This window comes from Methylobacterium sp. HJ2 (assembly GCF_056431005.1).
In genome coordinates this window covers 306,011-332,042 of the sequence record NZ_JBWJYM010000004.1, presented here as the reverse complement: position 1 = coordinate 332,042, position 26,032 = coordinate 306,011, and the positions used below count along the sequence as shown (strand labels likewise).

Below are 26,032 nucleotides of genomic sequence, written 5' to 3'. Positions count from 1 at the left end.
GACCGCGGCTTATGTCACCGGGGCGCGCCGTGCAAAGGCCCGGGCCCGGGCGGGCGCGCCGATGGAGTTGCCATGCCGATCGCGCTTCTGCCCGACCGCGCCCTCGTCACCGTCACGGGGGAGGACGCGACCGACCTGCTCCAGGGGGTGCTGACCTGCAACGTGGCGACGCTGCCCGAGGGCGAGGCGCGGCTCGGCGCCCTGCTCACGCCGCAGGGCAAGATCCTGTTCGATTTCCTGATCTCGCGCCTGCCCGACGGCTTCCGCCTGGACTGCCCGGCGGAGAAGGCCGCCGACCTCGCCAAGCGCCTGACCTTCTACCGCCTGCGGGCCAAGGCGGTCATCGCCGCCGACCCGACGGTCGCCGTCGCCGCCGCCTGGGACGGGGCGGCGACGGCCGCCGAGGTGGCGCGGCTGGAGGATGCGCGCGTGCCGGGGATCGGTGCCCGGCTCTACGCGGCGGAGGGCGCCTTCTCGGCCGACGCCGCGCCGGAGGATTACCACGCCCACCGCATCGCCCTGGCCCTGCCCGAAGGCGGGCGCGACTACGCCTACGGCGACGCCTTCCCGCACGAGGCGCTGATGGACCAGCTCGGCGGCGTCGATTTCAAGAAGGGCTGCTACGTCGGCCAGGAGGTGGTCTCGCGCATGCAGCACCGCGGCACAGCGCGCACCCGGCTCGTGGCCGCGCTCTATCCCGAGGGCTCGGCGGCGGCGCCCGGCTCCGAGATCACGGCCGGCGGCAAGGTGCTCGGCGCCAGCGCCAGCGCGGCGGGCGAACGCGGGCTCGCCATGCTGCGCCTCGACCGCCTGGGGGACGCGCTGGCCGCCGGCGAGACGCTGCGGGCGGACGGGAAGCCGCTCGCGGTCGAGCGCCCGGCCTACGCGCGCTTCGCCATGCCGGACGCCGCCTGAGGCCGGCGCCGGACGCCGCCTGAGACCGGCCTCCGCTCAGTACACCGTCCCGCCGGCCGGCTCCGCCACCTTGGCCTCTCGGCCGTCGAGCGACTTCTCCACCACCTTGGCCAGACCGATCATGATCTGGTCGATGACATAGTCCTTCGGCGTGTAGACGGCGCGCACGCCCATGTTCTTCAGGACCAATTCGTCCTCGGGCGAGATGATGCCGCCGACGACGACCGGGATGTGGTCGAGCCCGGCCTCGCGCATCTTGGCGCGCACCTCGCGCACCAGCGGCACGTGGCTGCCGGAGAGGATCGACAGGCCGACCACGTGGGCGCCGGTCTCCTTGGCCTTCGCGACGATCTCGGAGGGCGTCTGGCGGATGCCGTCGTAGGTGACGTCGAAGCCGACGTCGCGGGCGCGCAGCGCGATCTGCTCGGCGCCGTTCGAGTGCCCGTCGAGGCCGGGCTTGCCGACGACGAGCCGCGGCGTCTCGCCGAGGCGCTCGCCGAGGTCGGCGATCAGGAGCTTGGCGTCCTCGGCCGCGCCCGACGAGACCGTCTCCAGGGTCACGCCGGTGGGCGCCCGGTACTCGCCGAACACCTCGCGGAGCCGCTGACCCCACTCGCCCGTGGTGACCCCCGCCTTCGCCGCGGCGATCGAGACCGGCATGATGTTGGCGCCCGAGCGCGCCGCCGCCTCGAGGTCGGCGAGCGCCTGGCCCACAGCCCGGTCGTCGCGCTCGGCCCGCCAGGCGCGGATGCGGCCCTCGGCCTCCATCTCCACGGTCTCCGAGACGGTGAAGATCGCGCCCTCCCCCGCGGTCAGCGGCGAGGGCTCGCCTTGCTGCCACTTGTTGACGCCGACCACGATCTGGTCGCCGCGCTCGATCGCGGCGATGCGCTGGGCGTTCGACTCGACGAGCGCCTGCTTGAGCGCGCCGGTCTCGACCGCCGCGACCGCGCCGCCGATGCCGCCGATCCGCTCCAGCTCGGCCCGGGTCTCGGCCTTCAGGGACTCGACCTTGGCGTCGATCACCGTCGAGCCGTCGAAGATGTCGTCGTATTCCAAGAGGTCGGTCTCGAAGGCGAGGATCTGCTGCATCCGCATCGACCATTGCTGGTCCCACGGCCGCGGCAGGCCGAGCGCCTCGTTCCAGGCCGGCAGCTGCACGGCGCGGGCGCGCGCCCGCTTCGACAGCGTCACGGCCAGCATCTCGATCAGGATGCGGTGGACGTTGTTCTCGGGCTGCTGCTCGGTCAGTCCGAGCGAGTTCACCTGTACGCCGTAACGGAAGATCCGGCGCTTGGGGTCGTCGATGCCGTAGCGCTCCTGGGCGATCTCGTCCCAGAGCTCCGAGAACGCCCGCATCTTGCAGATCTCGGTGACGAAGCGCAGCCCCGCATTCACGAAGAACGAGATCCGGCCGAACACCTCCGGGAAGGTCTCCGGGTCGAATTCGGGGTCGGCCCGCACGGTGTCGAGCACCGCGATGGCGATGGCGAGCGCGTAGGAGAGCTCCTGGACCGGCGTCGCCCCGGCCTCCTGCAGGTGGTAGGAGCAGACGTTCATCGGGTTCCATTTCGGCACGTTCTTGGTCGTGAACAGGATCACGTCCTTCGTGAGCCGAAGGCTAGGGGCGGGCGGGAACACGTAGGTCCCGCGCGAGAGGTACTCCTTGATGATGTCGTTCTGGGTGGTGCCCTGCAGGGCCGCGATCGGCGCGCCCTGCTCCTCCGCCACCGCGAGATAGAGTGAGAGCAGCCACGGCGCCGTGGCGTTGATCGTCATCGAGGTGTTCATCTGCGCGAGCGGGATGTCCTGGAACAGGGTCCGCATGTCGCCGAGATGCGCGATCGAGACGCCGACCTTGCCGACCTCGCCGCGGGACAGCTCGTGGTCCGGGTCGTAGCCCGTCTGGGTCGGCAGGTCGAAGGCCACCGAGAGGCCGGTCTGGCCCTTGGCGAGGTTGCCCCGGTAGAGCTTGTTCGATTCCGCGGCGGTCGAGTGGCCCGCATAGGTCCGGATGATCCACGGCTTGTCGCGCTTCACCTCGGCGACGGCTGCCTGTCCGCTCATCCCATCCACTCCCATGCCGATCGTTGCGCCGGTCGCCCGCCGCGCGAGGCCCGGGCCCCGCGGACAGCATGGGCGCCGCCTTCGTGGGCGCACCCTAGTGCCGATTCTGCCGGGGTGGAATCGACTTATCGTTCTCGCGCCCGCGTGTTTTCTTCAACAATGGTCCAATGCGGCGCGGGCCCGCGCACCCGCTGTGGACGGGGCAGGCCACGATGCCGCGAGGATGGGTGCCGCGGGCGATCGTTGACCTACATCAAGGCGAGGCGGCCGCGGGTCCGAGGTCCGGGCCCACGCCGCGCATGGAGCAGATCCCGACGATGGCCGATCAACCGCCCCGCCTGACGACGGCGTTCGGAAACCCGATCTCCGACAACCAGAATTCGCTCACCGCCGGCTCGCGCGGGCCGGTGCTGATGCAGGATTACCACCTCATCGAGAAGATGGCCCATTTCAACCGGGAGCGGATTCCGGAGCGGGTCGTCCACGCCAAGGGCTACGGCGCCTACGGCACCTTCCGGCTCACCAAGTCGCTGAGCCAGTACACCCGCGCCAAGGTGCTCACCGAGGTCGGCGCCGAGGTGCCGATGGTCGCCCGCTTCTCGACCGTCGGCGGCGAATCCGGCTCGGCCGACACCGCGCGCGATCCGCGCGGCTTCGCGCTGAAGTTCTACACCAGCGAGGGCAACTGGGACCTCGTCGGCAACAACACGCCGATCTTCTTCGTGCGCGACGCGATCAAGTTCTCGGACTTCATCCGCACCCAGAAGCGCGACCCGCGCACCCACCTGAAGCCGCACTGGCGCCGTTGGGACTTCTGGGGCCTCTCGCCCGAGGCCATCCATCAGGTGATGATCCTCTACAGCGATCGCGGCACGCCCAAATCCGCCCGCTTCATGAACGGCTACGGCTCGCACACCTTCTCGCTCTGGAACGACGCGGGCGAGCGCCACTGGGTGAAGTTCCACTTCCACACCAAGCAGGGGGTGCAGAACCTCTCGGCCGACGAGGCCGACGAGCTTGCCGGCAAGGATCCGGACTACTCCTCGGCCGACCTGTCGAGCGCCATCGAGGCCGGCGACTTCCCGAAGTGGAAGGTCTCGGTCCAGCTGATGCCGGAACTCGACGCCGACACCTACCGCATCAATCCGTTCGACCTCACCAAGGTCTGGCCGCACGGCGACTATCCGCTGATCGAGATCGGCGAGATGGAGCTCAACCGGAACCCGGACAACTACTTCGCCGAGATCGAGCAATCGGCCTTCGAGCCGTCCAACGTGGTGCCGGGCATCGGTTTCTCGCCCGACAAGATGCTGCAGAACCGAATCCTGTCCTACGCCGACGCGCACCGCTACCGCCTCGGCGTGAACTATCACCAGATCCCGGTGAACCAAGCCCGGAACGCCAAGGTCCAGACCTATCACCGCGACGGCACGATGCGGACAGACGGCAACCACGGCGCCCAGGTCGATTACCAGCCGAACTCCTTCGGGGGGCCGGTGGAGGACCCCGCGTTCCTGGAGCCGCCGCTGCGGATCACGGGCGACGCCGCCCGCTACGGCTGGCCGAACGACGACGAGGACCTCTACGGCCAGCCCCGCGAGCTCTGGTCGAAGGTGCTCGACGAGGGCGCGCGCAAGCGCCTCGTGCAGAACATCGTCACCTCGATGGGCGACAGCCCGCGCCATATCCAGGAGCGGATGATCGGCCATTGGTATAAGGTCCACCAGGATTTTGGGCGCGGCGTCGCCGAAGGTCTCGGTATCCAGACGAGCAAGGCGGCCGCGGAATAGCGTTCGCGTCCGAATAATTCTTGGGACGGACCCAAGTGGATTTTGAATCGACGGGGCGCGCGCTGTGGCGGGTGCCCCGTTTCGCGTTTTAGCCTGTCGCCTCCGCCTTTCGGCCCACTTGGAGCCCTCCCGCATCGCCGCTATAGCGCTGGGTATTGCGAGCGCGGCTTTTAGAGAACCGCCGGCCCAACGGGTGTGAGGAGAGCGACCATGGCAGCCAGTCCGGCATTGCAAGCGGCATCCGAGGTCAAGGACCTCTACGAGATGGGCGAGATCCCGCCTCTCGGTCACGTGCCGGCCAAGATGTATGCCTGGGCGATCCGGCGCGAGCGCCACGGGCCGCCGGAGCAGTCGCACCAACTCGAGGTGCTGCCGGTCTGGGAGATCGGCGACGACGAGGTGCTGGTCTACGTCATGGCCGCCGGCGTGAACTACAACGGCGTCTGGGCGGGGCTCGGCGAGCCGATCTCGCCCTTCGACGTGCACAAGGGCGAGTACCACATCGCCGGCTCGGACGCCTCGGGCATCGTCTGGAAGGTCGGCTCCAAGGTGAAGCGCTGGAAGGTGGGCGACGAGGTCATCGTCCACTGCAACCGGGACGACGGCGACGACGAGGAGTGCAACGGCGGCGACCCGATGCTCTCGCCCTCGCAGCGCATCTGGGGCTACGAGACGGGCGACGGCTCCTTCGCGCAGTTCTGCCGGGTGCAGTCGCGCCAGCTCATGGCCCGTCCGAAGCACCTCACCTGGGAGGAGGCGGCCTGCTACACGCTGACCCTCGCCACCGCCTACCGCATGCTGTTCGGCCACGCGCCCCACACGGTGAAGCCCGGCCAGAACGTGCTGATCTGGGGCGCCTCCGGCGGGCTCGGCGTGTTCGGCGTGCAGCTCTGCGCGGCGTCGGGCGCGAATGCCATCGCGGTGATCTCGGACGAGTCGAAGCGCGACTACGTGATGAGCCTGGGCGCCAAGGGCGTCATCAACCGCAAGGACTTCGACTGCTGGGGCCAGCTGCCGAAGGTCAACAGCCCCGAATTCCACGCCTGGACCAAGGAGGCGCGCAAGTTCGGCAAGGCGATCTGGGACATCACCGGCAAGCAGGACGTCGACATCGTGTTCGAGCATCCGGGCGAGGCGACCTTCCCGGTCTCGGCCCTGGTGGTGAAGCGCGGCGGCATGGTGGTGTTCTGCGCGGGCACGACGGGCTTCAACATCACCTTCGACGCGCGCTACGTCTGGATGCGCCAGAAGCGCATCCAGGGCTCCCACTTCGCCCACCTGAAGCAGGCCTCGGCCGCCAACCAGTTCGTGCTCGACCGGCGCATCGATCCCTGCATGAGCGAGGTGTTCCCCTGGGACAAGATCCCGGCGGCCCACACCAAGATGTGGAAGAACCAGCACCCGCCCGGCAACATGGCCTGCCTCGTGAACAGCCCGCGCGCAGGGCTGCGCACCGTCGAGGACGTCATCGAGGCAGGCCCCCTCAAGCGCTGAGCCGGGAAGCCGCGCCCTCTCCGTCACCGGAGGGGGCGCGTCCTCCGCTACCGGCCGTGCGCGCGCGCCGGATGGCGGCCGTGGATCGAGCTCGTGACGGCGGGATCGGCCTGAACACCGCGCGGCGCCAGCGCGATGTCGGCGGTCGCGGGCGCGGCCGTGTAGCCGAGCGAGGCGGCTGAAGCCGGCAGGCTGCCGGGCGAGATGTAGGTCTGGGCGAGCGCCGTGCCGGCCGGGAGGGCCAGGGCGGCGGTGAGCGTGACGATCGTTGCAAGACGGTGTGACATGGCCGGGATCCTTCGGAGGCGAAGGGCCGGGTGCCGATCCGTGATCGGGTGTCCGGTGCTTCGTTCGAACCCGGAAATGGGTGGCCCGCGGCGCGGCGGACGTGCGCGCCGTCACATCGAGGTTTCAAAAACCAAGCCGTTTGGCCACGGGAGGGGCTATTGAGGCTGAACTTGCGACGGTCTGTTTTCGGGCGCGAATTGGCAGAAGCAGGCATCGCCGTCGCGACCTCTCTCGGACGTCGAAACGGACGAGCAGTAATGTCTGCTACAAATGAGAAGCGATCTAGCGCTGGAGGCGTTCGATCCGACTCTAGAAGCTGGCGTTGTGTTGCATTTTAAAAGCGAAGGTTAAACGCGTCCCCGTCAGATTGGCAAGCAGCGAGAAAATCTGAGCGATAGATCGAAGCAGCTGTCGCATTGATTCCGTCGTAAAAATTATGTCCCAACCCCTTATAGATAATCGAATAGCTTGGAACTGATCGACACCATTGTTCATCAGGTCTATGGGGGTCCAACTCACCCCAAAGCGTATAGGTTGGGATAGCAAGGCCGTCAGGCTCATGGCGTAAGCGGGTCGAGGACACGCAAACCAGCTTCTTCAACGGCAATCCTTCCCGGGCTGCTCGCCAAAGTGCGGTGCCTCCTGCGCTGAACCCGAGGCCGATCGGACCATCGTCTGAAAAATCGCGCAGTCTGCGCACGGTTTCCCGCATGCCATCGTGCTCGAATAGATAAGTGTGAAGTTCTCCGCCTTTCAGAGCAGGTCTGCCGCTAAGATTGCCCAGAGTGAGGCAATCGACCGCTCCATAATGCGCCAGCCATTCCATTTCGAAAGGCTGACCATGGATATCGAGCACCACAAGAAATCGCATCGATTGCCCATTAGCCGACCGGGAGGGAACCAGCCTCGACAGTCCCGTCCGCGGTCAAGCGGATGAGGTTTCGAACCCTAGGACCGGCGCTTCAGCGGCGACGCGTCTCGTCCTGCGGCAGGTGGCGGGCGTAGGTCTCCTGCTTCGACTCGCGCTCGCGGATCAGGTCGGCATAGGCCTGACGCATCTCCGGCGAGACCGAGACCGACTTGCCCTTCGACGGCTTGCGCTTGGGCGCCTTCTTGAACGTGTTGTCGCCCTCGGCCATCGATCCGCCCCCCAAAGTTCGTCGCCAGCATAGCGTCGGCCGGCGACGTTCGCGAGACGAACTTGCGGCCGTGCGCCCGGGCCGAACCGCAGCCGGCAACGAGAAACGGGACGGCTTTCGCCGTCCCGTCCGAGGCCTCGCCCTAGCGGCCGAGGAAGATCGATGCCAGTCGCTGGAGCAGGCCCCGCGGTGCGGGCGGAGGCGCGCTCTGCCCAGGACTGTCCCCGATCTAAGCGTTCGCGGCGAAGGGGTGCGACGCCGACTTGCGCTGCTCGGTCACCGTCGAAGCCTTCGGCTCGCCGTTCACGGCGCGCTGGATCGAGAGCTTGGTGGCCTCGTAGTTGTACTTCTGGATCTTGGCGTCGTCGGCCGCCTCCCAGTGGATGAACACGCCGACCAGGATGAACAGGTCGTCGGCCTCGTCCGCCGGGATGATGCCCTCGGCGACGGCATCCTGCACGGCCATGGCGACGCCGTGCTGGGCAGGGCCGAACATCTGGACGGCCTGACGGGCGTCGTTGATGGTGACCTTGTTGAACATCAGCGTGTTGGGCTTGCACGGCAGGTTCGGCGCGATGACCGCGAGCAGGCTGGTGAAGCCGTGCTTGTTGTTCACGAGGCCGTTGCAGAACGCCGTCTCGGCCGGCGAGCCGCGCGGTCCGATGATGAGGTCGATGTGGGCGACCTCGTTGCCGTCGCCGACGAGAGCCTCGCCGACCTGAACCTTGGTGATCTTCGCCATTCGGGGTCTCTCCCTGGATTCCAAAAAAAGGGGCTGCGGCTAGAGGGCGTGCCGCAGCCGGGAAGCCATCCTTGTTTGCGACGTGCAGCCGGGAAAGCCGCACCGGTTTGCCCGGATAGCGGCGCGGACCCTACAGCGGGGCCCTGCCTGTCACAACCCTGGGCAAGGCGCTGAAATCGATAAATTAATGCGGCGGCCGGCGGCGTCAGGCACGGAACTTTTCACGGGAAGCCGCCTTGGCCGACCGCGCCCGGGTCGGCCGCGCGCAGGGCGTCGGCGAACAGCGTCGCGACGGTGAAATCGGCGCTCGTGCCGGGATTGATGCCCCGCGCCTTCAGACTGCCGTCGAAGGCGAGGAGCGGCGCCACCGGCGCGGCGCGCAGGTCGAGCCCGGCCACGATCCCGGCTGCCTCGGCGCGGATGGCCTCGGCCACCTCGGGCCCGTGCTTGCGCGCCACGTGGCTGTCGGGAACGGCGGCGAGGTAGGCGAGATGCACGGCCGTGGTGCACCACGTCGCGTCCAGGCCCGCCGCGCGCGCCGCGGCGAGCGCGGGCCGGCCGACCGCGTCGAGATCGGCGAAGCCGGTGACGTAGGCCCGGGCGATGCGGTCGCGCGGGGCCGCCTCCGCCATCGCGTCGCGCAATGAGTCGGGAGGGGTGCCGGCGACGTCGTGCCGCCCGGAGCGGCCGAGCCCGCCGGGATTGGCCCGGACGATCGCCGCGAACACGTCCCGCGCATCGGTCCCGTCGAGGTCGTCCAGCACGGCCGCGAGGCCGAGGCCCGTCTCGGCGGCGCGGGCGAGCGGGGCGCAGAGCAGCAGGATGCCCAGATTGGTGTTCTGGCCGACGGCCGCCATCGTCGCATCGACCCCGCCGAGGATGCGGGCGCCCACGCGCGCGCCGGCTTGCGCGAGGGACGGGGCCGAGACGTCCGCGCTGGCGACGAAATCCGCTACCGCCATCCGGTGGCCGCTCGCGTAGGCGTGGACGTTGCCGGGCTTGAGCGCGTCGAGTTCGGCGAGGCAGGCCGCCCGGTACAGGGTGGCGATCTGCGCGGGCGCGCGCATCAGGCGACGACGCGCGCGGGCCGGTTGGCGGCCCGCACGGCGGCGAGGAAGCCGCGCACGACCGCGCCCGCGATGTCGGTCTCGCACACCTTCTGCAGGCCGGACCAGGCCGGCATCGAGTTCACCTCCAGCACGAGGTAGCCGCCCTGCCCGTCCTCGACGAGGTCGATGCCCGTGTAGTCGACCCCGACCGCGGCGGCGGCGGCCTCGGCGAGCTCGGCCGCGCGCGGCGGCATCGCCCAGGCGAGCGGCCGGCCGCCGCGGTGGACGTTGGTGATCCAGCCGTCGCCCTCGCGGATCATCCCGGCCACCGCCCGGCCCTCGCAGACGAAGACCCGGTAGTCGCGCCAGAGCCCGTCGCTGCGCGGCACGTAGCGCTGGAGGTAGTAGACCCGCGCGACTGCGGCCTCGTCGGGCAGCTCGTCGGGGCGCTCGACCAGCATCAGGCCCTCGCCCTGCGAGCCGAAGAGCGGCTTGAGCACCAGCGGCCGGCCCGGCCGGGCCTCGCGGGCGACGCATGCCGCTGCGGCCTCGCGCTTCGAGAACACCCAGGTCTCGGGCGTCGGCAGGCCGGCGCGGTCGACGAGGAGCGAGGTCGCGGCCTTGTCGACGGAGCGCTCGATCGCCACCGGGTGGTTCCACACGGTGACACCGGAGGCCACCAGCGCGTGCAGCACGCCGAGGCGCATCGTGGTGGCTTCGAAGGTGCCGCCCGCGATCGTCCGCAGCAGGACCCCGTCGGGCAGGCCGTCCGGAAAGCCCGGGACGCGCAGGGGTTCGCGACCCCCCGTCACCACCGCCACGTCGGCGAGCGAGAACAGCACCGGCTCGACGCCCTGCGCCCGCAGGGCGGCCAGCAGGCGGCCCTTGTGCCAGTTGCCGTTATCGGCCGCGAGCCCGATGCGCATGCGTGTCTCGGAAGGAAGTTGGCACTGATCGGATCCGCGACGCGGGGAACGGGCCCGCCGGGATGGCCTCAGGCGAAGGACGCCTCGACGAGGGCCGGCTCGAGCCGGCCGCCCCGGAAGCTCGCGCCGGTGCGGACCGAGGTGACGATGGCCTCGGCCGGCGAGAACAGGGCGCCGTCGATCTTGTAGAAGTCGCCGTTCACCCGCGAGAAGATCTCGGCGAAGGGCGCGCCGTGGTCGCTCGACGTGGTGGAGGGCAACTGCTCGGCGAGCTGGCGCGCATCCGCATCCTCCGAATCCACGAAGAGCTGCACCCGGCCGCCGTAGATGATGGCGTCGTTGGTGCGGCCCATCGCCTTGATGAAATCGGGGTGCTGCGGCGAGAGCGGGGCCGAGCCGATGCCGTCCACGATCGCGTGCAGGTCGAAGCCGACGGTATGGGCCTTGTGCAGCGCCACCTCGAGCACGCGGGCGACGACCTGGGTCGCGCCGGCGAGCGACTGGGTGGGCGCGAAGATGAACGTCAGGTTCTCGGGCGCGAGGCCGGCGGCGGCCGCGACCTTGGCGACGACGTTGACGGGCGGGCCGCTCGCGGCCTCCAGCACCAGGGCGGTTCGCGTCGCCTGATCCCGGTAGCCGAGTTCCGTGTAGAGATCCTCGACCACCGCGACGGCGCGGCCGGGACCGGAGCCCAGGGCGAAGAAGCCCGAATCCCCGTCCTCGTCGGCGATGCTCCAGCCCGCGTACTGGCTGCCGAGGCAGGCGAGCACCGGATCGGCGGCGTGCACCACCACCGAATAGGGCCACGACGCGATCGGCCCGGTCGGGCTGAAGCTCACCGTGCCGAGGCCGCCGAGGCAGATCTCGGCGATCCGGCGCCCCGCCTCGAGCGAGCCGCGCGCGTTGGCGCCGGCATCGATCATGCGGGCGCCGCCCGCCTCCTGGCTGACGGCGAGGCGCAGCATCCCGGCATCGGCGACGAGGCGATCGACCAGGGGGGCGGTGAGCGCGTTCACGCTCGGGTACTGGGGCGTGCTCATACTCGGGTTTCCTCCAGGGCGAGGATGGCGCGCAACCCGGCCATCCGCGCCCGCAATGCGTTCTTGGCCGCGCCGGCCTCCGGCCCCGTGGCCAGGACGGTGCAGAGCGGCGCGTCCCGGCGGACGATCGTGCCGGCCCGGGGACGGTCGCGCACGTGGTCGGGCCAGGGCAGGTCCGGCACGGGCGCGATGTCCCGGTCCGCGTAACAGATCTCTGCGGCCGCCGCACCCGCCGGATCTGCATCCGGGGGCGGCGTCGCGCCGAGGACCGCTCCGATATGGGCGCCGAGCAGCGGGGTCGCCCGCCGGTCCAGCACGTCGAGTGTCGCCCCCGGCCGCGGGTTGACCTCGGTGAGCCACCAGCCGCCCTCCCCGATCAGGCAATCGAGGCTGGCGAGGCCGGCGAGACCCGTGCGCCCGGCGAGCCCCTCCGCCGCCCGGACGATCTCCGCGACGATCCGGGGCGCGACCGGACAGGCTTCGGCGGCGCCCCGGGCCAGGGCACCCGCGTAGCGGTAGGGCCGTAGCCGCGTGGGCGCGCTCCATTGCTCGGTCAGCGCGAGCACCCGGATCCCATGCCCGTCGGCCAGCAGGTTCAGGGCGAAGGCGCGGCCCGGAGCCCGGGCCTGGAAATAGGCTCCCGGCGGCGCCGGGCCCCGCCCGGCCCGGCGGATATGGCTGCCGCCCGAGCCGCCGACCCGCTTCAGCAGCCAGTTCTCCGGATCGGTCCGCGGCTCCCGCGCGACCGGCGGGGTGGGGATGGCGAGGTCGGCGCAGAGGGCGGCGAGCCGGAACGGATCCTTCAGCGCCGCCACGCTGTCCGGGCTCGCCCCGAGCAGGCGGTGGCGGGCGGAGACCGCCCGCATCAGCTCCGGCGCGCCCTCGAAGCCGCTGCCCAGGACGACGCCGAGGCTCGGTCCGTGCGCCGACGCCGCGAGATCGTCGAGGGCCGTGAGGAGGGCCTGCCCGCCGACCCGGCCCGAGCCGAAGCGACCCGGCAGCGGGCGGTAGGCCGCGGCGCCCGCGAGGGTGTCGGCGTCGCCGAAGAGGTCGGCGACGTAGGGCCTGAGTCCCGCCCGCCGCGCGGCCTGAGCGAGGGCGCGGCCGGATTGGGCCGCGATGAGGACGGCGGGCCCCGTCCCGGCTTCGGCCCCGGCGGACGGGCGGGGCGCGCCCGCGCTCAGCCCGCCACCTCGACGGCCAGCTCGTAGGCGTCGCGGAAATCGAGGCAGAGCGGCTGGTCGGCGGCGAGCATGCGGCCGAACAGGCGGCACTGGGTCTGGTACTTCACGTTGCCGACCGCGAGCGCGCCGATGCCGATGCCCTTGCCGGTCGGGAGCGCCACGTCGACCGCGTTCACGTCGATGCCCGCGATGCCGGCCGGCGGCACCGCGTTGACGTCGGAGGCGACCAGCAGCTTCGGGGCGGATTCGAGATCCTCCGCCGAGAGGATCGGGATGCCCGCGGGCCCGGCCGAGAGAATGACGTCGGCCTCCGCGATCGCCCTGCGGCGGTCGTCCGGCGTGGTGCCGTCGACGGCATCGACCTCGATGCCGAAGCGCCACTTCATGGTGAAGGCGATCTTCGAGACGCGCTCCTCGCCGTCATGGCCGACGAGCACGCTCTTGGCCCCCTCGAGCGCCCCGATCACCGCCGCCACGTAGGCGACAACGCCCGCGCCGCCGAAGATGACGATGCGCTTGCCCTTCAGATCGGTGCCGAACTTCTCCCTGAGCGCACGGCGCACCTGCGCCACCATCGCGGCGCCCGTCGTGAAGGAGCCGGCCGGATCGGCGAAGATGTGGTTGGCGAAGGGGGGCACGAAGGCCTTCTTGGCCCGGTCCACCATGTCGAGGGCGTCCTCGGCGTTCTTGCCGCCGATGAAGATCCCGGTGCGCACGCCGTCTCCGGGCGCGCGGGAGAAGATCGAGTCCTGGGTGAGCGAGACCACGTCCGGCAGCGTCACGTCGGTGTAGGTGACGATGGTCTCGAAGCCGGCATCGATCGCCATGTTCACGTCGAAGGGGCTCATGTGCTTGAGCGGCGTGAGCATGTGCAGGATCGAGCGGGCCATGGTCGTCTCCTCGAATCTCGGATCTGGCGCCGAGGTCGCCTGCTCCAAATCCCGATGCCGGGCGCCGGTCAAGCCCGAAGCCGGGTCGCGCCGCGCTGCAATCGTGGGTCGCACGCGGCCCTGCGGCCCGCCATGCCTCAGCCTTCGGCGACGACCTGCGCGCCGCCGTTGCGCCCGCGGGCGACGACGAGATCGAGGCCGGTGCCGGCGAGCGCCGAGACCAGCGCCCGCGCCTCGGCCTCGGACGGCACCAGCGCGAAGCCGGTCGGCCCCCAGGAGCTCTGCCCGTAGCCGGCAACCCCCATCGCGGCGACCGCGTCGAGGGCCCGGGCGACCGCCGGGCTGGCGTAGCGCCCGCCCTGATGGGGCGCGAAATGATCGCCGACGAGCCGCTGGATGCGGGTGATGCCGGCGCCGAAGCCCTCGGGCTCCGCCGTCGCCGCGGCGGGCAGCACCTGCATCAGAACGATGCGGCAGATCTCGGCGGCCTGGGCCTCGGGAAAGCGGGGGAGATCGCGGAAGGCCTCGATCTCGCGGCTCCCATGGACGCCGGTCATGCTGGGATCGAGCATCAGCACAACGCGCCACGCCTCCGGATAGGGCATGCGGGCGATGACGGGCGGAGGCGCGCCCGTGGCGTCGCGCCCGCCATCGACGATCAGGCCCCCCTCGGTGAAGGCCTTCAGCCCGACGCCCGAGCGGTTGCCGCGGTCGAGAACGTTCGAGAAATCCTCCGGCGCGAAGGGCCGGCCGGCGAGCCGCGCCAGCGCCGCCGCCACCGCGAGGGCGAGCTGCGTGCCCGAGCCGAAGCCCGCATGGGCCGGGATCGCCGCCTCGACGCGGATCGCCACGCCCTCTCCGATGCCCAGATGCGCCGCCGCAGCCTGGATATAGCCGCGGACGCGCGCCGCCTCGGGGCCCTCGGCCCGGGCCTCCGGCGCAGGCTCCGCGGTGAGGCGCAGGGCGGGGGCGTCGATGGCCAATCCGATGCTGCCGAAGCGGCGCCCGAGGCCGCCATGGAGATCGAGGAAGCCGAAATGCAGGCGGGCGGGCGCAGTGACCCGGACCCGCGCGGGCCGGTCCGGCTCCGCATCGCTCGGGCCCGCCAGCGTCCGGCTCGGCAGCTCAGGCACCACGGTCCCTCCTCGCTCGCCGCGGCGCGCACGGTCCTCGGCCCGACCCCGGCGGCGGTCCCGGCGGATGGTACCGCGGACCCCGACCGCGGGTTCCGGGCGGCTTCTCCCATGCCGGCCGCATCCGGGCAACCGCGGGGGATCGCCGGATCCGCGCCCGATCGGCGCCTGATCCGCGCCGGATCGGCACTCGATCCGCGGCGGGGCGCCCTCCATCCGGAGGTCCGCGCCCGGGTTCCGCGCTCGTGGCCCGGGCTTCGAGGGAAGCCGCGGCATTTCCCGGGCCGGGGCCTTGCTTGCTGCCTGCGACCGATGCAAACGTGCGGGCCACGACGGCCCGAATGCCGTCCGCGGAGGCGTCGTTGCGCCGGCGGACAGGCCATTTCGGCACGGCGGTGCCGCGAGGCGCCCGCTGTCCCGATCTTACGGTGACCGCCTTCCGGGCGCACCCGCGGTGCGCATCGAGAACAAGAATCAACGTGCGAGGGTGGATGGCAGCCTGGGTGAAGGGTGGCGCGACCGACGCAGACGGCGCCGTCGAGGCAGCCGCCGCGCTGCTGTCCTCCGCGAAGACGCCGGTCTTCGCCGGTCTGAACGCCGACGTGGCGGCGATCCGCGCCGCCTGCGATCTCGCGGGGCGGATCGGCGCCTCCCTCGACACCGTGGGCGGCGATGCGACCTACGCCGAACTCGGCGCCCTGGCCCGGGTCGGCGCCATGACGGCGACGCCGGCCGAGGTGGTCGGCCGGGCCGATGCGGTGCTGCTCGTCGGCGCTCAGCCGCTCCAGCACGCGATCCTCGACCGGCTGAGCGGCAGCAAGCCGACGCGCGGCCGGGCGGCGGGCGCGGACCGGACGCTGATGCAGCTGGGCGCCGGACCCGACCTGCCGGTGGCGATCGCCCATCTGCGGGCCCATGCCCGCGGTCATCTCACCGGGGACAGGGCGCTGTATACCATCGCGAAGTCGCTGGCGGAGGCCCGCTACGGCGCCGTGCTCTACGATCCCGGCGAGGTCGGCACCCTCGGCATCGAGATGCTGCAGGGACTGGCGATGGACCTCAACGAGGCCACGCGCTGCTTCACGCTGCCGCTCTCCGGCCCGAACCAGGACCGCGCCGCCGTGCAGGTCGCGGCCTGGAAGACCGGCCAGGCGACGCGCGTCGGCTTCGGCCGGCACGTGCCCGAGCAGGATCCATGGCGCTTCGACGCGGCCCGCCTCGCCGCCTCCGGCGAGGCCGACGCGGTCCTCTGGATCGCGAGCCTGCCGACGCCGCGGCCGGACTGGCTCGCCGGCCTGCCCGGCGTCGCGCTGGTCGGGGCCGACGCCTCGGCCGACCTCGCCGAGGTGGTGATCCGGGTCGGCGAGCCCGGCCGTGAGGCCGGCGGCGTGCTCTGGAACGAGGCACGGGCCGGGATGAGCTACCGCGAGGCCGCGGAAGCCTCCGAGCTTCCGACGGCCGCCGACATCATCGAGCGCATCGCAGAACGCATCGCCAGCAGGAAGGACGCCTGATGCTGATCCGGATCCAGGGCGGCCGGGTCGTCGATCCGACGGCCGGCCGCGACGCGGTCGGCGATGTCTGGGTCGAGGACGGCCGCATCGTGGCGCCGCGCGAGGGCCGGCCCGACCGCACCATCGACGCCTCGGGCTGCGTGGTGATGGCGGGCGGCGTCGAGGTGCACTCGCACATCGCCGGCGGCAACGTCATCACCTCGCGCCTGCTGCTGCCGGAGCTCTACGTCAGCGAGGCGGCGCCCGAGGGCCATCCCTTCGCCCATGCGGGCGGGGCGGCCGGCTGGATCGGCGCCACCTACGCCAAGATGGGCTACACCACCGCCGTCGAGCCGGCGATGCCGCCCGTCCAGGCGCTGGCGACCCAGCTCGAACTCGCCGACATCCCGCTCCTCGACCGGGGCGCGCTCACGGTGCTCGGCAACGACGACCATCTCCTGCAGATCCTGCGCGACGGCGAGGGCAAGGCGGCGGTGCGCGACCTCGTGGCGCTCAACGTCGCGACTTCGCGGGGCCTCGGCGTCAAGTGCATCAACGCGGGTGGGGCCTCCGCCTTCAAGGACGGCGCGCTGCGGCTCAGCCTCGACGACGAGATCCCCTGCTACGGTCTCTCGACGCGCCGGATCATGGGGTCGCTCCTCGACGCCGTCGAGGAGATCGGCGTGCCGCACCCGCTGCACGTCCACTGCAACAATCTCGGGCTTCCGGGCGCCGACGACTCGCTGATCGCGACGCTCGAGGCGGCGGAGGGACGGCGCATCCATTTCGCCCACGCCCAGTTCTACGCCTACGGCGTCGCCGACCCCGAGAACCCGATGACCGGCGGTTTCCGCTCGGCGGCCCGCCGCATCGTCGACGCGATGATGGCCAATCCCCAGGCCAGCCTCGACATCGGGCAGGTGGTGTTCGGCCAGACCGTGACGGTCTCCCTCGACATCCTGCGCCAGTTCGGCGGCCGCAAGGGCGCCAAGCCGAAGAAATGGGTGCTCAACGCGGGCGATGCCGAGGGCGGCGGCGTGGTGCCGTTCCTCTACCGTCCGAAGGGCCCGACGAGCTCCCTGCAATGGGCGATCGGCCTCGAGATCATGCTGCTGTCGGGCGATCCCGAGCGCACCATCCTCACCACCGACCATCCGAACGGCGGTCCGTTCACGCAGTACCCGCGCATCATCCACCTGCTGATGGACAAGGAGGCGCGCGACCGCGAGATCGCGACGCTGCCGGGCATCGTGGGGGAGCGCTCGGAATTGCCGGGGATCGAGCGGGAATACACCTTCTCGGAGATCGCCCAGCTCACCCGGTCCGGCCCGGCCAAGCTCCTGGGCCTCGACGATCGCGGGCACCTGCGCGAGGGCGCGCGGGCGGACATCGCGGTCTACCGCGACGATCCCGACCGCACCGCGATGTTCACCGCGGCCAAATGCGTTTTGAAGGACGGCACCGTCATCGTCGAGAACGGGCAGGTGACCGAGTGGCGCGCCGGCCGTTCGCTCGCGCTGACGGTGGAGTCCGATAAGGCGATGGAGCGGCGGACCGAGACCTACCTCCAGGACCGCTTCGGCCAGGGCCTCGCGAGCTTCGCGGTGCCGGACGCGGCCTTCGCCCGCAAGGGCCCGACCTTCGAGGACGTGGCATGCCGGGCCTGAACCGTGCCCCCGCCAGGGGGCGTTCGCGTCGTGGATCCGGGGGGCCGATGCGGCAGACCAGCAATGACTGAGACGACGTACCTGACCCTCAACGGCATCCCGGTCGAGGACACCTTCGCGGAAGCGTTCGACGTCGCCGGGACCTCGATCGTCGTGACCAACGACACCGCCCGCTGGGCGATGATCGCGGCGACCGTGATGACGGGCTTCGCCACCTCGGTGATCGGCTGCGGCGCCGAGGCCGGGATCGACGCGGAGCTGTCGCCCGAGGAGACGCCGGACGGGCGCCCGGGCGTGCGCATCCTGCTGTTCGGCTTCGAGCCGAACGGCCTGAAGGAGCAGCTGATCAAGCGCGTCGGCCAGTGCATCCTGACCTGCCCCGGCACGGCCTGCTTCGCGGGCGGCGAGGGTCCGACCAAGATCAAGCTCGGCGGCGCGATCCGGTATTTCGGCGACGGCTTCGCGGTTGCCAAGCGCCTGCCCGACGCCGCCGGCCGGATGCGGCGGTACTGGCGCATCCCGGTCATGGACGGCGAGTTCCTGTGCGAGGATTCGGTGCGGGCGGTCGACGGCGCGGTCGGCGGCGGCAACCTTCTGTTCCTCGGACGCACGCACGCCGACACGCTCCAGGTGGCCGAGATCGCGGTGGAGGCGGCCAAGGCCGTGCCCGGGGCGATCCTGCCCTTCCCCGGCGGGATCGTGCGCTCGGGCTCGAAGGTGGGCGGGCGCACCAAGGGCATGATGGCCTCGACCAACGACGCCTATTGCCCGACGCTGAAGGGCCGGGCCGGCTCGAAGCTTCCGCCCGAGTGCGGTGTGGTGCTGGAGATCGTGATCGACGCGCTGACCTCGCAGGGCGTCTCGGACTCGATGCGGGCGGCTCTGCACGCCGCGACCGAGATCGGCGCCCGGCACGGGCTCGTCGCGGTCACGGCCGGCAATTACGGCGGCAATCTCGGTCGCCACCACTATCATCTGCGCGACCTGCTCGCGAAGGAGGCCTGAGCGATGAGCGTCCTCACCCTCCGCGCGGCACCGCCCGAACGCCTGGACTTCCTGGCGATCACGCCCCTCGTGCTCGCGCGCCTCAGCCAGGCCGAGGCCGAGCGCCTGCCCGTCGGCACGAGCCGGCGCGGCCTCACCCTCGGCGACTGCTTCGCGGTCAAGCTCGACGGCGGCGACGAACTGGTGATCGAGGGCGGGCACGAGCGCCTCGACCGGGTCGGCGCCTCCCTGTCCGACGGTGCGATCCGCGTCGTCGGCGACGTCGGCCAGCGCCTCGGCGCCGGGATGGCGGGGGGCAGCGTCACGGTCAGCGGGAATGCCGGTCCCTTCGCGGGCTCCGGCGCCACCGGCGGCACGATCACGGTCGCGGGCGATGCGGGCGACCATGCGGGCGGCGCCGTCCACGCCGCCAAGGTCGGGCTCGACGGCGCGACCCTGGTGATCCGCGGCACGGCGGGCGACCATCTCGGCGACAGCATGCGGCGCGGCCTGATCGTGGTCGAGCGCGCGGGCAACCACGCCGGCTCGCGCCTGATCGCCGGCACCATCGCGGCCGGCACGGTCGGCGACCATCCGGGCTACGGCATGCGCCGCGGCACGCTGGTGGTGGAGCGGCACGGCGCCCTGATGCCGACCTTCGTCGAGACCGGCACGCACGACCTCGTCTTCGTCCGCCTGCTCGCCAAGGCCCTGCGCGGCCTCAGCCCGCGCCATGCCGATCTCCTCGCCGGCAGCCTCCGGCGCTACTCGGGCGATCTCGCCACCATCGGCAAGGGCGAGATCTGGGCCGCGGCCTGATCTGGCCGGCTCGATCTTCGGCATCATATTGCATCGGAGGACCGCCCGCGCGGCCGTCCGATGCTCCGGAGACCGTCCGATGCTCATCCTGCTCTCGATCTGCCTCCTGTCGCAGCCGACGACCTGCAAGGAGGACAAGATCGATTTCTCCTACGAGGCGCGCAGCCCCTTCGTCTGCCTGCGCAACGCCCAGAGCGCGCTGGCCACGTGGCAGGAGGCGCATCCCGAGTGGCACGTGCAGCGCTGGCGCTGCGCCGCGCGGGGCAGCCAGCCCAAGGACCTCTGAGCCGGGCGTGCCCGGGCCGCCTGTCCCGGACGGTCCGGCGGCCGGGCGCCCGATGATCGGGGCCGGCACCCCTTGGCCCCGTGCGCTCCGGGTGCCATGCTTCGCCAAACCGCCCGCACGGCGGGCCGGACGGGGATGATGCGCTCGCTCAAGGTTCGTTTCGCGCTCCTGCTCGGCGCGACAACCCTTCTTGTCGTGCTCGCGGCGGCGGGCGTGCTCGCCTCGATCGCCGCCGCCGAGCGCACGATCGACCGCACCCTCGAGGCGCAGGGCCGCCTTGAACTGCTCGCCGAACTCTCCGGCCGGCTCACCCAGTTCGGGCTCGCCGCGGTCGAGACGGTGGCGAGCCCCGACACCCAGCCGGAGGCCATGGCGGTCGCGCGGACCAACGTCGACCGCGCGCTGAGCCACGTCGACGAGGCGCTGGCGCGCAGCATCCAGGCGAGCGACGATCCCCTCGACCGCATGCAATACGCCGCCCGCATCCGGCCGATGGCGCAGCTGCGGGCGGCGCGCGTCGTCCTCGACCGGCAGGTCTCGCAGATCGGGCGCCAGACGGCCGACCCGGAGCAGCGCCAGAACGCCATCAAGGGCGCGCTGAACGGCTTCGGCGCGATGACCGGGCAGCCGCTCTCCTTCCTGATCGAGGCGGAGCGGCGCAGCATGGTGCTCGGTTCCGAGCAGGCCCGCGCCCTCTCCTCCCGCCTGCGCATCGCCGCGGCCCTGGCCGTCCTGTTCGCGCTCGCGCTGGTGGCGGTGCTCTACCGCAGCATCACGCTCCCGACCCTCGCCCGGATCGCCGCGGTGCGCCGTGCATCCGGTGCGGTCGGGCGCGGCGAGCTCGACACACGCCTGTCCGTGGCGACCCGCGACGAGCTCGGGCTGCTGGTGGCGAACTTCAACCGCATGGCGGCCAAGCTCGCCCGGCGCGAGCGGCGGGTCGCCGCCGACCGCGCCGCGCTCGAGGAGACGGTGGAGGCACGGACCGCCGATCTGCGCGCCGCCAACGCCCGGCTGGAGGCGGTCGACCGCTCGCGGCGGCGCTTCTTCGCCGACGTCAGCCACGAGCTGCGCACGCCGCTCACCGTCATCCTGGGCGAGTGCGACCTCGCCATGCGCAACACCGGCCGCCCCGTCGAGTACGGACCGGTCTTTTCCACCATCCGCAAGCGCGCGCAGCGCTTGAAGCTGCGGGTCGAGGACCTGCTCCGGGTCGCGCGCTCCGAATCCGGCGAGATCGAGCTCGACCGGCAGGCGCTCGGCGCCGCCTCTGTCCTCGCCGAGGCCGTCGACAACAGCGCCTCCGAAGCCGCGCGCCGCCGCGTCGCCCTCGATTTCGATCCCGGCCCGCACGACGTCGAGGTGCTGGCCGACCGCGAATGGCTGCGGCAGGTGGTCGAGAGCCTGATCGACAACGCGCTTCGCCACGCCACCGGGCTCACCCTCGTGACCGTCGCGCTCCGGCCCGGAACGACCGCCCGCGGCAGCGTCGCGCTGATCACCGTGACCGATGACGGGCCGGGCTTCGGCGAGGCCGCCGGCACCCTGTTCGAGCGGTTCCGCCGCGGTGTCCATCCGGGCGAGACCGGCTTCGGCATCGGGCTCGCCCTGGCGCGCTGGGTGGTCGAGCACCACGACGGCGCGATCGCCCTCGGCAGCGGCGATGCCGGCCGCGGCGCCCGGATCCGTCTCGAGCTGCCCTCGCTCCATCCGGCCGCCGAGGCGGCGCACACCGCCCAGCAGAAGGACGACGCCGCATGACGCGGATCCTGATCGTTGAGGACGACGTCGACATCCGGGGCATGCTCGCCCGCGGGCTGGAGGCGGAGGGGTTCGAAGTCGGTACCGCGGCCTGCGTCGACGACGCGCTCAGTGCCGCCCGCGCGGAGACGCCGGGCGCGGTCGTGCTCGACATCACCCTGCCGGACGGCTCGGGCCACGACGTCTGCCGCTCGCTCCGGGCCGGCGGCTATCCCGGGCCGATCCTGTTCCTCTCCGCCCGCGACGAGGTGCGCGACCGCGTCGAGGGTCTCGCGCTCGGCGCCGACGACTACATCGTCAAGCCCTTCGTCTTCGACGAACTGGTCGCGCGCCTGCGGACCCACCTGATGCGCCGTCAGAGCGCCGAGGCGCCCCGAACGACCCTGACGGCCGGCAAGCTGGTGCTCGATCTCGACACCCGGCAGGTCTCCTGCGGCGAGGCGTCGGCCCGCCTCACCCCGCGGGAGGCGGAGCTGCTCGCCATGCTGATGGAGGGCGCCAACCGGCCGGTCTCGCGCGCCGACATCTTCGAGAAGCTCTGGGCGAGCCAGGGCGGCCTCTCGCTCAACGTGGTCGACGTCTATATCGGCTACCTGCGCTCGAAGATGGCCGATTTCGTCCGCCACGGCGGCCCGGTTCTCACCACCGTCCGCGGGCGCGGCTTCATGCTGGAACTGAAGGGGCAGGATTTCCGGCACTGACCGGGACATCCTCGCGCGGGAGCGGAGACCGGCCGCCGGGCGTGACGAGACCGCCCGGACTGTACGCCGCGGAAAAAACCAGACTCCGCTTGCGCTATGTGAATGCGGGTTTGGACCGCGCCGGTAAGATGGTTCCCAGTCGGACGAGTTATCCCCCCTCTCGTTCGGCCGGCGCCGTCGACCGGACTTTCCTCCCGATCGCTTTCGTGTCGGCGGCGCCCCCTGCTTCGGGTCCCCCCTTCAGACCGCGACACCGTCGATCCCCGTGCGTTCCGGGTTGATCCGGGCGAGCGCCCGTTTGGCCGCTTCCAGCGGATGCTCCGACTCGATCCGGACGGAGGTCAGATCCGGGCTCTTGTAGACCGTGACGATCGTGTCCATCACCTCGGTCAGCGTCGTGCGCTTGTCCTCGGGCGCCGCGATCAGCAGCTGCAGGCCCCACGCTCCGTACAGATCGACCAGCGCTTGGCTGTTGCGCACGTCGAGCTTCGAGAAGGCCTCGTCGAGGAGGCAGAGGCCGAGGCCCGGATTCTCGTCGCCCGGCCGGTCGCCCGGGTAGTAGGCGCTGGCGAGCGAGGCGGCGATCGCCACGTAGAACGGCGCCTGCGCCTCGCCGCCCGATCCCCGGAGCGCCCGGCTCGACATGGTGGTGCGCTCGCCGCCGCGGCCCCTCATGCCGATCTCGTAGACGAAGTAGTTGCGGTAATCGGCGAGCCGCGCCGCGTCCTCCGCGCCGCCGATCAGGGCCTGGATCTCCTCCAGGGCCGCCGCCGTGGCGCCTCCCTCACCCGGGGCGAGCAGCGCCTGCGCGGCGTCGGCCGAGCGCGCCACCTCGGTGGCGAGCGCGTGGACAGCGGCGTAGCGCCGGTCGACCGCGGCCTCGAAGGCGTAGGTCTGGCCCGTGAAGCTGCGCGAGGACAGGCGCTCGTTCAGGGCGTCGAGCCGGGCCTGGACCCGCTCGAACTTGTCGGCGAGGCGCGTCAGCAGGTCCTCCGTCATCAGCCGGCGCATCTCGCCCTCGGCCCGTTCGGCCTGGGCGCGGTAGCGGCGCAGCTCGTGGCCTGCCACCGCGTCGTGCTCGCGCTTGGCGAAGGTGTAGCCGAGGCTCGCGGGCGCCTCCGTCTGCCCCAGCGGGTTGGCGATGCGCCATTGCGCGCAATACTCGGTGAGGTCGCGCTCGGCGGCGCGGCCGTGCGAGCGGGCGCTCTCGGCGGCCTCGCGCGCCAGCGTCCGCTCCGTGGCGGCGAGCGCGCTCATGCCCTTGGCCTCCTGGCCCTCCAGCTCCGCGCGGATCGCCGTGACGGGCCCGAGATCGACGGGCCGATCGCGCAGCAGCCGCACCCGCAGGGCGTCGCCGGCCCCGAGGCGGTGGATCGCGCCGCGCCGCGCCACCAGGGCCGCGCGGGCGGCCTCCCGCGCGGAGCCGAGGCGCGCCTTGAGCGCCGCCTCCTCGGCGAGCATGCGGTCGAGCTTGGGCTCGAGCTCCTCGGACAGCTCGCGCAGATACGCGATGCGCTCGGCGGCGAGCGCCTTGATCTCCGCGTCGAGCCCGCCGGAATCCTGCTTGGCAATGGCCTCGCGCTCGGTGCTGAGGCTGCGTCGACGTCCCTCCAGGCCGTCGACCTCGTCGCGCAGGGCGTCGACGTCCTCGATCCCCCGCTCGATCCGGGCGCGGAGCGCCGCCGCGGTCTTCGAGGCCTCGCGCAGGACCGCGGCCTCGCCGCGCAGGCGGCGCGCCTCGGCCACCGCCGCCTCGTGCAGCTTGCGGCTCTCCGGCGTCGGCCCGCGCCGGCCGCGCGTCATCAGGAGGTCGACCGAGCGCGTCACCGTGTAGGCCATGCCGGCGGTGGTCCGGCCCGACGGCGCCACGGCGCGGCTCAGATGGGCGAGCTCCGCGTCGTTGCGGGCGAGGTCGTAGCCTCCGAGCCGGACGCCCAGGAAGGCCTCGGCATGGGGATCGCGCGTCTCGATCACCGAGAGCGGGCCGTCGTCGTAGCGCCGCGCCCGCTGGCGGGCCGTGTCGGTGGTCTTGACCAAGATGCAGCGGCTGAACTGGTTGCGGTTGCCCTGCATCACCCCGAAAGCCTCCTCGAGGCGGTGCGGCTCGACCACGAGGGCCTCGCGGGCACGCCCGAGCAGGCCCTCGAGGGCCTGCCCCCAGACCGGATCGGTGATCTCGGCGAGCTCGCAGATCGGGGTCGCGTCGATGCCGATCCGGGCGAGTTCGTTGCGGAACGCGATCGTATCGGGTGAGAGCCGGGCCACCGGCCCGGAGGACGGCGCGGGGGAGGTGCGCTCGGCCTCCGCCTCCTGCGCGCGGGCGCGGAGCGCCGCGTCCTCGGCGGCGCGGTCGAGGGCGTCCTCGAAGGGGCCGAGCCGCTGCAGGCGCTCGATCAGCCCGGCGAGCGGGCCGTCGGCGCGCAGCAGGTCCTGCGGCGGCGCCTCCTTGCGCAGCCCCGAGCGGGCGCAGGCCTCGGCGAGGCTCGCCGCCTCCGGCACGCTGTGGCGGAGCGCCGAGAGCACCGGCTGGAGCCGGCCCATCTGCCCGACGATGCCGACGAGATCGGCGGCGCGCGCGGCGATGTCGCGCCGGTCCCGCTCCAGCATGGAGAGGCCGAGCGTCGAGGCGGCGAGCCGCCCCTCCGCGGCGCCGGCCGCGGCCAGGGCCTTCTTCTCGGCGATCTCCGCGTCGATGTCGCGGACGTAGCCCCGGCTCGTCGTCACGCTGTCGCGGGCGATCCGCAGCAGGTCGGCCCCCTCGGCGATGCGGCGCCGGATCGCCAGCAGGTCGAGGCAGCGGCGGCGCAACTCGGCGGCGGCGGCCCGCGCCTCGTGGGTCGCGGCGGCGAGCACCGCGTCGCCCCAGGCCTCGTAGCGCCCGAGCAGGCGCTTCAGGCGCGTCAGCTTCTGCTCCAGCTCGCCGATGGTCTCCAGCAGGGCCCGCCAGTTCTCGACGGATTGGCGCACCCGGGCGACGTCGAGGGGCTCGGCGTCGAGCACGAAGGCGCGCACGAAGGCGCTGGTGTCGAAGATCGGCTTGAACGCCACCGCGTTGGCGAAGCTGCGCAGGAAGTGGCGCGGATCGGGGACCGGCGCGCCCTCGCGCAGGGTGGCGAGCACCTCCGCGGTGAAGCGCTCGCCCGAGGCCCGGAACTCCTCGAAGCGCTCGGATTTCCGGCGCAGGTCCTGGGCGATCTCGGCCCAGGGCGCCGTGTAGCTGCCCTCCGGGCTCTGGCGGGCGTAGTCGGCGATCTCGAAGCGGTGGCCGGTGGCGATGAAGCGCGACAGCACGGTCTCGCGGCTCTCGCTGGCCCGCGCCGCGAGCGCGAGCCCCACCGAGACGACGCGGCCCGAATGCTGATTCTCGAAGACGAGGACCAGCACCGTCTCGCAGGCCTCCCGCGTCGGCCGCCCGCCCTCGGCCGGGTCGCTGATCCAGCCGAGGCAGTAGTCCCGCACCGTGCGGGCGCTGCGGCCCGAGGCCGAGGCGTTCAGCGCCAGGCGGCTGGCATTGTTGCCGGCGAGCACCGTGCCGACCGCGTCGAAGATCGTCGACTTGCCCGCGCCCGTCGGGCCGACGAGCGCGGTCGCGCCGCGCACGCGGATCTGGTCGCGCCGGATCAGGTACCAGTTCGAGATCGCGATGTCGGTGAGGCGGTACACC

At 71.9% G+C, this 26,032-nt stretch carries 22 protein-coding genes; 10 read left to right on the top strand and 12 right to left on the bottom strand.

The features are described from left to right. Nucleotides 1-72 precede the first annotated feature (72 nt). Nucleotides 73-915 (top strand): CAF17-like 4Fe-4S cluster assembly/insertion protein YgfZ, encoded by an 843-nt coding sequence (gene ygfZ / locus ACS5RC_RS12760; RefSeq protein WP_478344233.1) that lies wholly within the window; start codon nt 73-75, stop codon nt 913-915. Nucleotides 916-951: 36 nt separating this feature from the next. On the opposite strand, the gene ACS5RC_RS12755 is transcribed toward ygfZ, so the two are convergent. Continuing rightward, the gene (locus tag ACS5RC_RS12755; protein ID WP_478344232.1) at nt 952-2,982 is read right to left on the bottom strand and encodes a protein meaA; all 2,031 of its coding nucleotides are present in this window, start codon (nt 2,980-2,982) and stop codon (nt 952-954) included. A 317-nt stretch (nt 2,983-3,299) separates the two neighbouring features. Between ACS5RC_RS12755 and ACS5RC_RS12750 the strand changes: the two genes are divergently transcribed. Further along, a complete protein-coding gene (locus ACS5RC_RS12750; protein ID WP_478344231.1) occupies nt 3,300-4,772 on the top strand; it encodes a catalase in 1,473 nt (490 codons plus the stop codon). Between the two features lie 210 nt (nt 4,773-4,982). Continuing rightward, a complete protein-coding gene (ccrA, locus tag ACS5RC_RS12745) occupies nt 4,983-6,266 on the top strand; it encodes a crotonyl-CoA carboxylase/reductase (protein WP_478344230.1) in 1,284 nt (427 codons plus the stop codon). A 47-nt stretch (nt 6,267-6,313) separates the two neighbouring features. On the opposite strand, the gene ACS5RC_RS12740 is transcribed toward ccrA, so the two are convergent. From ACS5RC_RS12740 to ACS5RC_RS12695, 10 genes are all read right to left on the bottom strand, one after another. Next, on the bottom strand, nt 6,314-6,553 hold the full coding sequence (locus ACS5RC_RS12740) for a hypothetical protein (protein WP_478344229.1): 240 nt from the start codon (nt 6,551-6,553) through the stop codon (nt 6,314-6,316). Nucleotides 6,554-6,888: 335 nt separating this feature from the next. After that, nucleotides 6,889-7,410 (bottom strand): dienelactone hydrolase family protein, encoded by a 522-nt coding sequence (locus ACS5RC_RS12735; protein ID WP_478344228.1) that lies wholly within the window; start codon nt 7,408-7,410, stop codon nt 6,889-6,891. 106 nt (nt 7,411-7,516) lie between these two features. Further along, nucleotides 7,517-7,693, bottom strand: coding sequence for a hypothetical protein (locus ACS5RC_RS12730; protein WP_478344227.1), 177 nt, complete (start codon nt 7,691-7,693; stop codon nt 7,517-7,519). 229 nt (nt 7,694-7,922) lie between these two features. After that, the gene (fae, locus tag ACS5RC_RS12725; RefSeq protein ID WP_478344226.1) at nt 7,923-8,435 is read right to left on the bottom strand and encodes a 5,6,7,8-tetrahydromethanopterin hydro-lyase; all 513 of its coding nucleotides are present in this window, start codon (nt 8,433-8,435) and stop codon (nt 7,923-7,925) included. Nucleotides 8,436-8,656: 221 nt separating this feature from the next. Beyond that, a complete protein-coding gene (locus tag ACS5RC_RS12720) occupies nt 8,657-9,502 on the bottom strand; it encodes a triphosphoribosyl-dephospho-CoA synthase (RefSeq protein ID WP_478344225.1) in 846 nt (281 codons plus the stop codon). Next, nucleotides 9,502-10,410 carry an ATP-grasp domain-containing protein gene (locus tag ACS5RC_RS12715; RefSeq protein ID WP_478344224.1) on the bottom strand — a complete coding sequence of 303 codons (909 nt, stop codon included), beginning with the start codon at nt 10,408-10,410 and terminating at the stop codon, nt 9,502-9,504. The genes ACS5RC_RS12720 and ACS5RC_RS12715 overlap by 1 nt, the downstream gene beginning before the upstream one ends. 68 nt (nt 10,411-10,478) lie before the next feature. Next, nucleotides 10,479-11,450 (bottom strand): methenyltetrahydromethanopterin cyclohydrolase, encoded by a 972-nt coding sequence (mch, locus tag ACS5RC_RS12710; RefSeq protein WP_478344223.1) that lies wholly within the window; start codon nt 11,448-11,450, stop codon nt 10,479-10,481. Next, nucleotides 11,447-12,724: an ATP-grasp domain-containing protein gene (locus tag ACS5RC_RS12705; RefSeq protein ID WP_478344222.1), complete on the bottom strand. Its 1,278-nt coding sequence runs from the start codon at nt 12,722-12,724 to the stop codon at nt 11,447-11,449. Before ACS5RC_RS12705 ends, mch begins: the two co-directional genes overlap by 4 nt. After that, the gene (locus ACS5RC_RS12700; protein WP_478344221.1) at nt 12,631-13,524 is read right to left on the bottom strand and encodes an NAD(P)-dependent methylenetetrahydromethanopterin dehydrogenase; all 894 of its coding nucleotides are present in this window, start codon (nt 13,522-13,524) and stop codon (nt 12,631-12,633) included. The genes ACS5RC_RS12705 and ACS5RC_RS12700 overlap by 94 nt, the downstream gene beginning before the upstream one ends. 137 nt (nt 13,525-13,661) lie before the next feature. Then, nucleotides 13,662-14,648 (bottom strand): beta-ribofuranosylaminobenzene 5'-phosphate synthase family protein, encoded by a 987-nt coding sequence (locus ACS5RC_RS12695; protein ID WP_478344359.1) that lies wholly within the window; start codon nt 14,646-14,648, stop codon nt 13,662-13,664. Between the two features lie 500 nt (nt 14,649-15,148). Here ACS5RC_RS12695 and ACS5RC_RS12690 point away from each other — a divergent pair, with 500 nt between their 5' ends. The 7 genes from ACS5RC_RS12690 (at nt 15,149) to ACS5RC_RS12660 (ending at nt 22,368) form a co-directional block, all read left to right on the top strand. Further along, nucleotides 15,149-16,171, top strand: coding sequence for a formyltransferase (locus tag ACS5RC_RS12690; RefSeq protein WP_478344220.1), 1,023 nt, complete (start codon nt 15,149-15,151; stop codon nt 16,169-16,171). After that, nucleotides 16,171-17,817 (top strand): formylmethanofuran dehydrogenase subunit A, encoded by a 1,647-nt coding sequence (locus ACS5RC_RS12685; RefSeq protein ID WP_478344219.1) that lies wholly within the window; start codon nt 16,171-16,173, stop codon nt 17,815-17,817. Before ACS5RC_RS12690 ends, ACS5RC_RS12685 begins: the two co-directional genes overlap by 1 nt. A 63-nt stretch (nt 17,818-17,880) precedes the next feature. Further along, entirely contained in the window at nt 17,881-18,822 is a 942-nt protein-coding gene (gene fhcD, locus ACS5RC_RS12680) for a formylmethanofuran--tetrahydromethanopterin N-formyltransferase (RefSeq protein ID WP_478344218.1), read from the top strand. Between the two features lie 3 nt (nt 18,823-18,825). After that, a complete protein-coding gene (locus tag ACS5RC_RS12675) occupies nt 18,826-19,620 on the top strand; it encodes a formylmethanofuran dehydrogenase subunit C (protein ID WP_478344217.1) in 795 nt (264 codons plus the stop codon). 79 nt (nt 19,621-19,699) lie between these two features. Next, the gene (locus ACS5RC_RS12670; protein ID WP_478344216.1) at nt 19,700-19,906 is read left to right on the top strand and encodes a hypothetical protein; all 207 of its coding nucleotides are present in this window, start codon (nt 19,700-19,702) and stop codon (nt 19,904-19,906) included. A 138-nt stretch (nt 19,907-20,044) separates the two neighbouring features. Next, nucleotides 20,045-21,667: a sensor histidine kinase gene (locus ACS5RC_RS12665; protein ID WP_478344358.1), complete on the top strand. Its 1,623-nt coding sequence runs from the start codon at nt 20,045-20,047 to the stop codon at nt 21,665-21,667. Then, nucleotides 21,664-22,368 (top strand): response regulator transcription factor, encoded by a 705-nt coding sequence (locus ACS5RC_RS12660; RefSeq protein ID WP_478344215.1) that lies wholly within the window; start codon nt 21,664-21,666, stop codon nt 22,366-22,368. Before ACS5RC_RS12665 ends, ACS5RC_RS12660 begins: the two co-directional genes overlap by 4 nt. 240 nt (nt 22,369-22,608) lie before the next feature. Here ACS5RC_RS12660 and ACS5RC_RS12655 read toward each other — a convergent pair whose 3' ends face one another. Next, the gene (locus ACS5RC_RS12655) at nt 22,609-26,031 is read right to left on the bottom strand and encodes an SbcC/MukB-like Walker B domain-containing protein (RefSeq protein WP_478344214.1); all 3,423 of its coding nucleotides are present in this window, start codon (nt 26,029-26,031) and stop codon (nt 22,609-22,611) included. Nucleotide 26,032 lies beyond the last annotated feature (1 nt).

Coding starts and splice junctions, on each gene's coding strand:
- ygfZ (WP_478344233.1), top strand. CDS start 73: ATGCCGATCGCGCTTCTGCCCGACCGCGCCCTCGTCACCGTCACGGGG.
- ACS5RC_RS12755 (WP_478344232.1), bottom strand. CDS start 2,982: ATGAGCGGACAGGCAGCCGTCGCCGAGGTGAAGCGCGACAAGCCGTGG.
- ACS5RC_RS12750 (WP_478344231.1), top strand. CDS start 3,300: ATGGCCGATCAACCGCCCCGCCTGACGACGGCGTTCGGAAACCCGATC.
- ccrA (WP_478344230.1), top strand. CDS start 4,983: ATGGCAGCCAGTCCGGCATTGCAAGCGGCATCCGAGGTCAAGGACCTC.
- ACS5RC_RS12740 (WP_478344229.1), bottom strand. CDS start 6,553: ATGTCACACCGTCTTGCAACGATCGTCACGCTCACCGCCGCCCTGGCC.
- ACS5RC_RS12730 (WP_478344227.1), bottom strand. CDS start 7,693: ATGGCCGAGGGCGACAACACGTTCAAGAAGGCGCCCAAGCGCAAGCCG.
- fae (WP_478344226.1), bottom strand. CDS start 8,435: ATGGCGAAGATCACCAAGGTTCAGGTCGGCGAGGCTCTCGTCGGCGAC.
- ACS5RC_RS12720 (WP_478344225.1), bottom strand. CDS start 9,502: ATGCGCGCGCCCGCGCAGATCGCCACCCTGTACCGGGCGGCCTGCCTC.
- ACS5RC_RS12715 (WP_478344224.1), bottom strand. CDS start 10,410: ATGCGCATCGGGCTCGCGGCCGATAACGGCAACTGGCACAAGGGCCGC.
- mch (WP_478344223.1), bottom strand. CDS start 11,450: ATGAGCACGCCCCAGTACCCGAGCGTGAACGCGCTCACCGCCCCCCTG.
- ACS5RC_RS12700 (WP_478344221.1), bottom strand. CDS start 13,524: ATGGCCCGCTCGATCCTGCACATGCTCACGCCGCTCAAGCACATGAGC.
- ACS5RC_RS12690 (WP_478344220.1), top strand. CDS start 15,149: ATGGCAGCCTGGGTGAAGGGTGGCGCGACCGACGCAGACGGCGCCGTC.
- ACS5RC_RS12685 (WP_478344219.1), top strand. CDS start 16,171: ATGCTGATCCGGATCCAGGGCGGCCGGGTCGTCGATCCGACGGCCGGC.
- fhcD (WP_478344218.1), top strand. CDS start 17,881: ATGACTGAGACGACGTACCTGACCCTCAACGGCATCCCGGTCGAGGAC.
- ACS5RC_RS12675 (WP_478344217.1), top strand. CDS start 18,826: ATGAGCGTCCTCACCCTCCGCGCGGCACCGCCCGAACGCCTGGACTTC.
- ACS5RC_RS12670 (WP_478344216.1), top strand. CDS start 19,700: ATGCTCATCCTGCTCTCGATCTGCCTCCTGTCGCAGCCGACGACCTGC.
- ACS5RC_RS12665 (WP_478344358.1), top strand. CDS start 20,045: ATGCGCTCGCTCAAGGTTCGTTTCGCGCTCCTGCTCGGCGCGACAACC.
- ACS5RC_RS12660 (WP_478344215.1), top strand. CDS start 21,664: ATGACGCGGATCCTGATCGTTGAGGACGACGTCGACATCCGGGGCATG.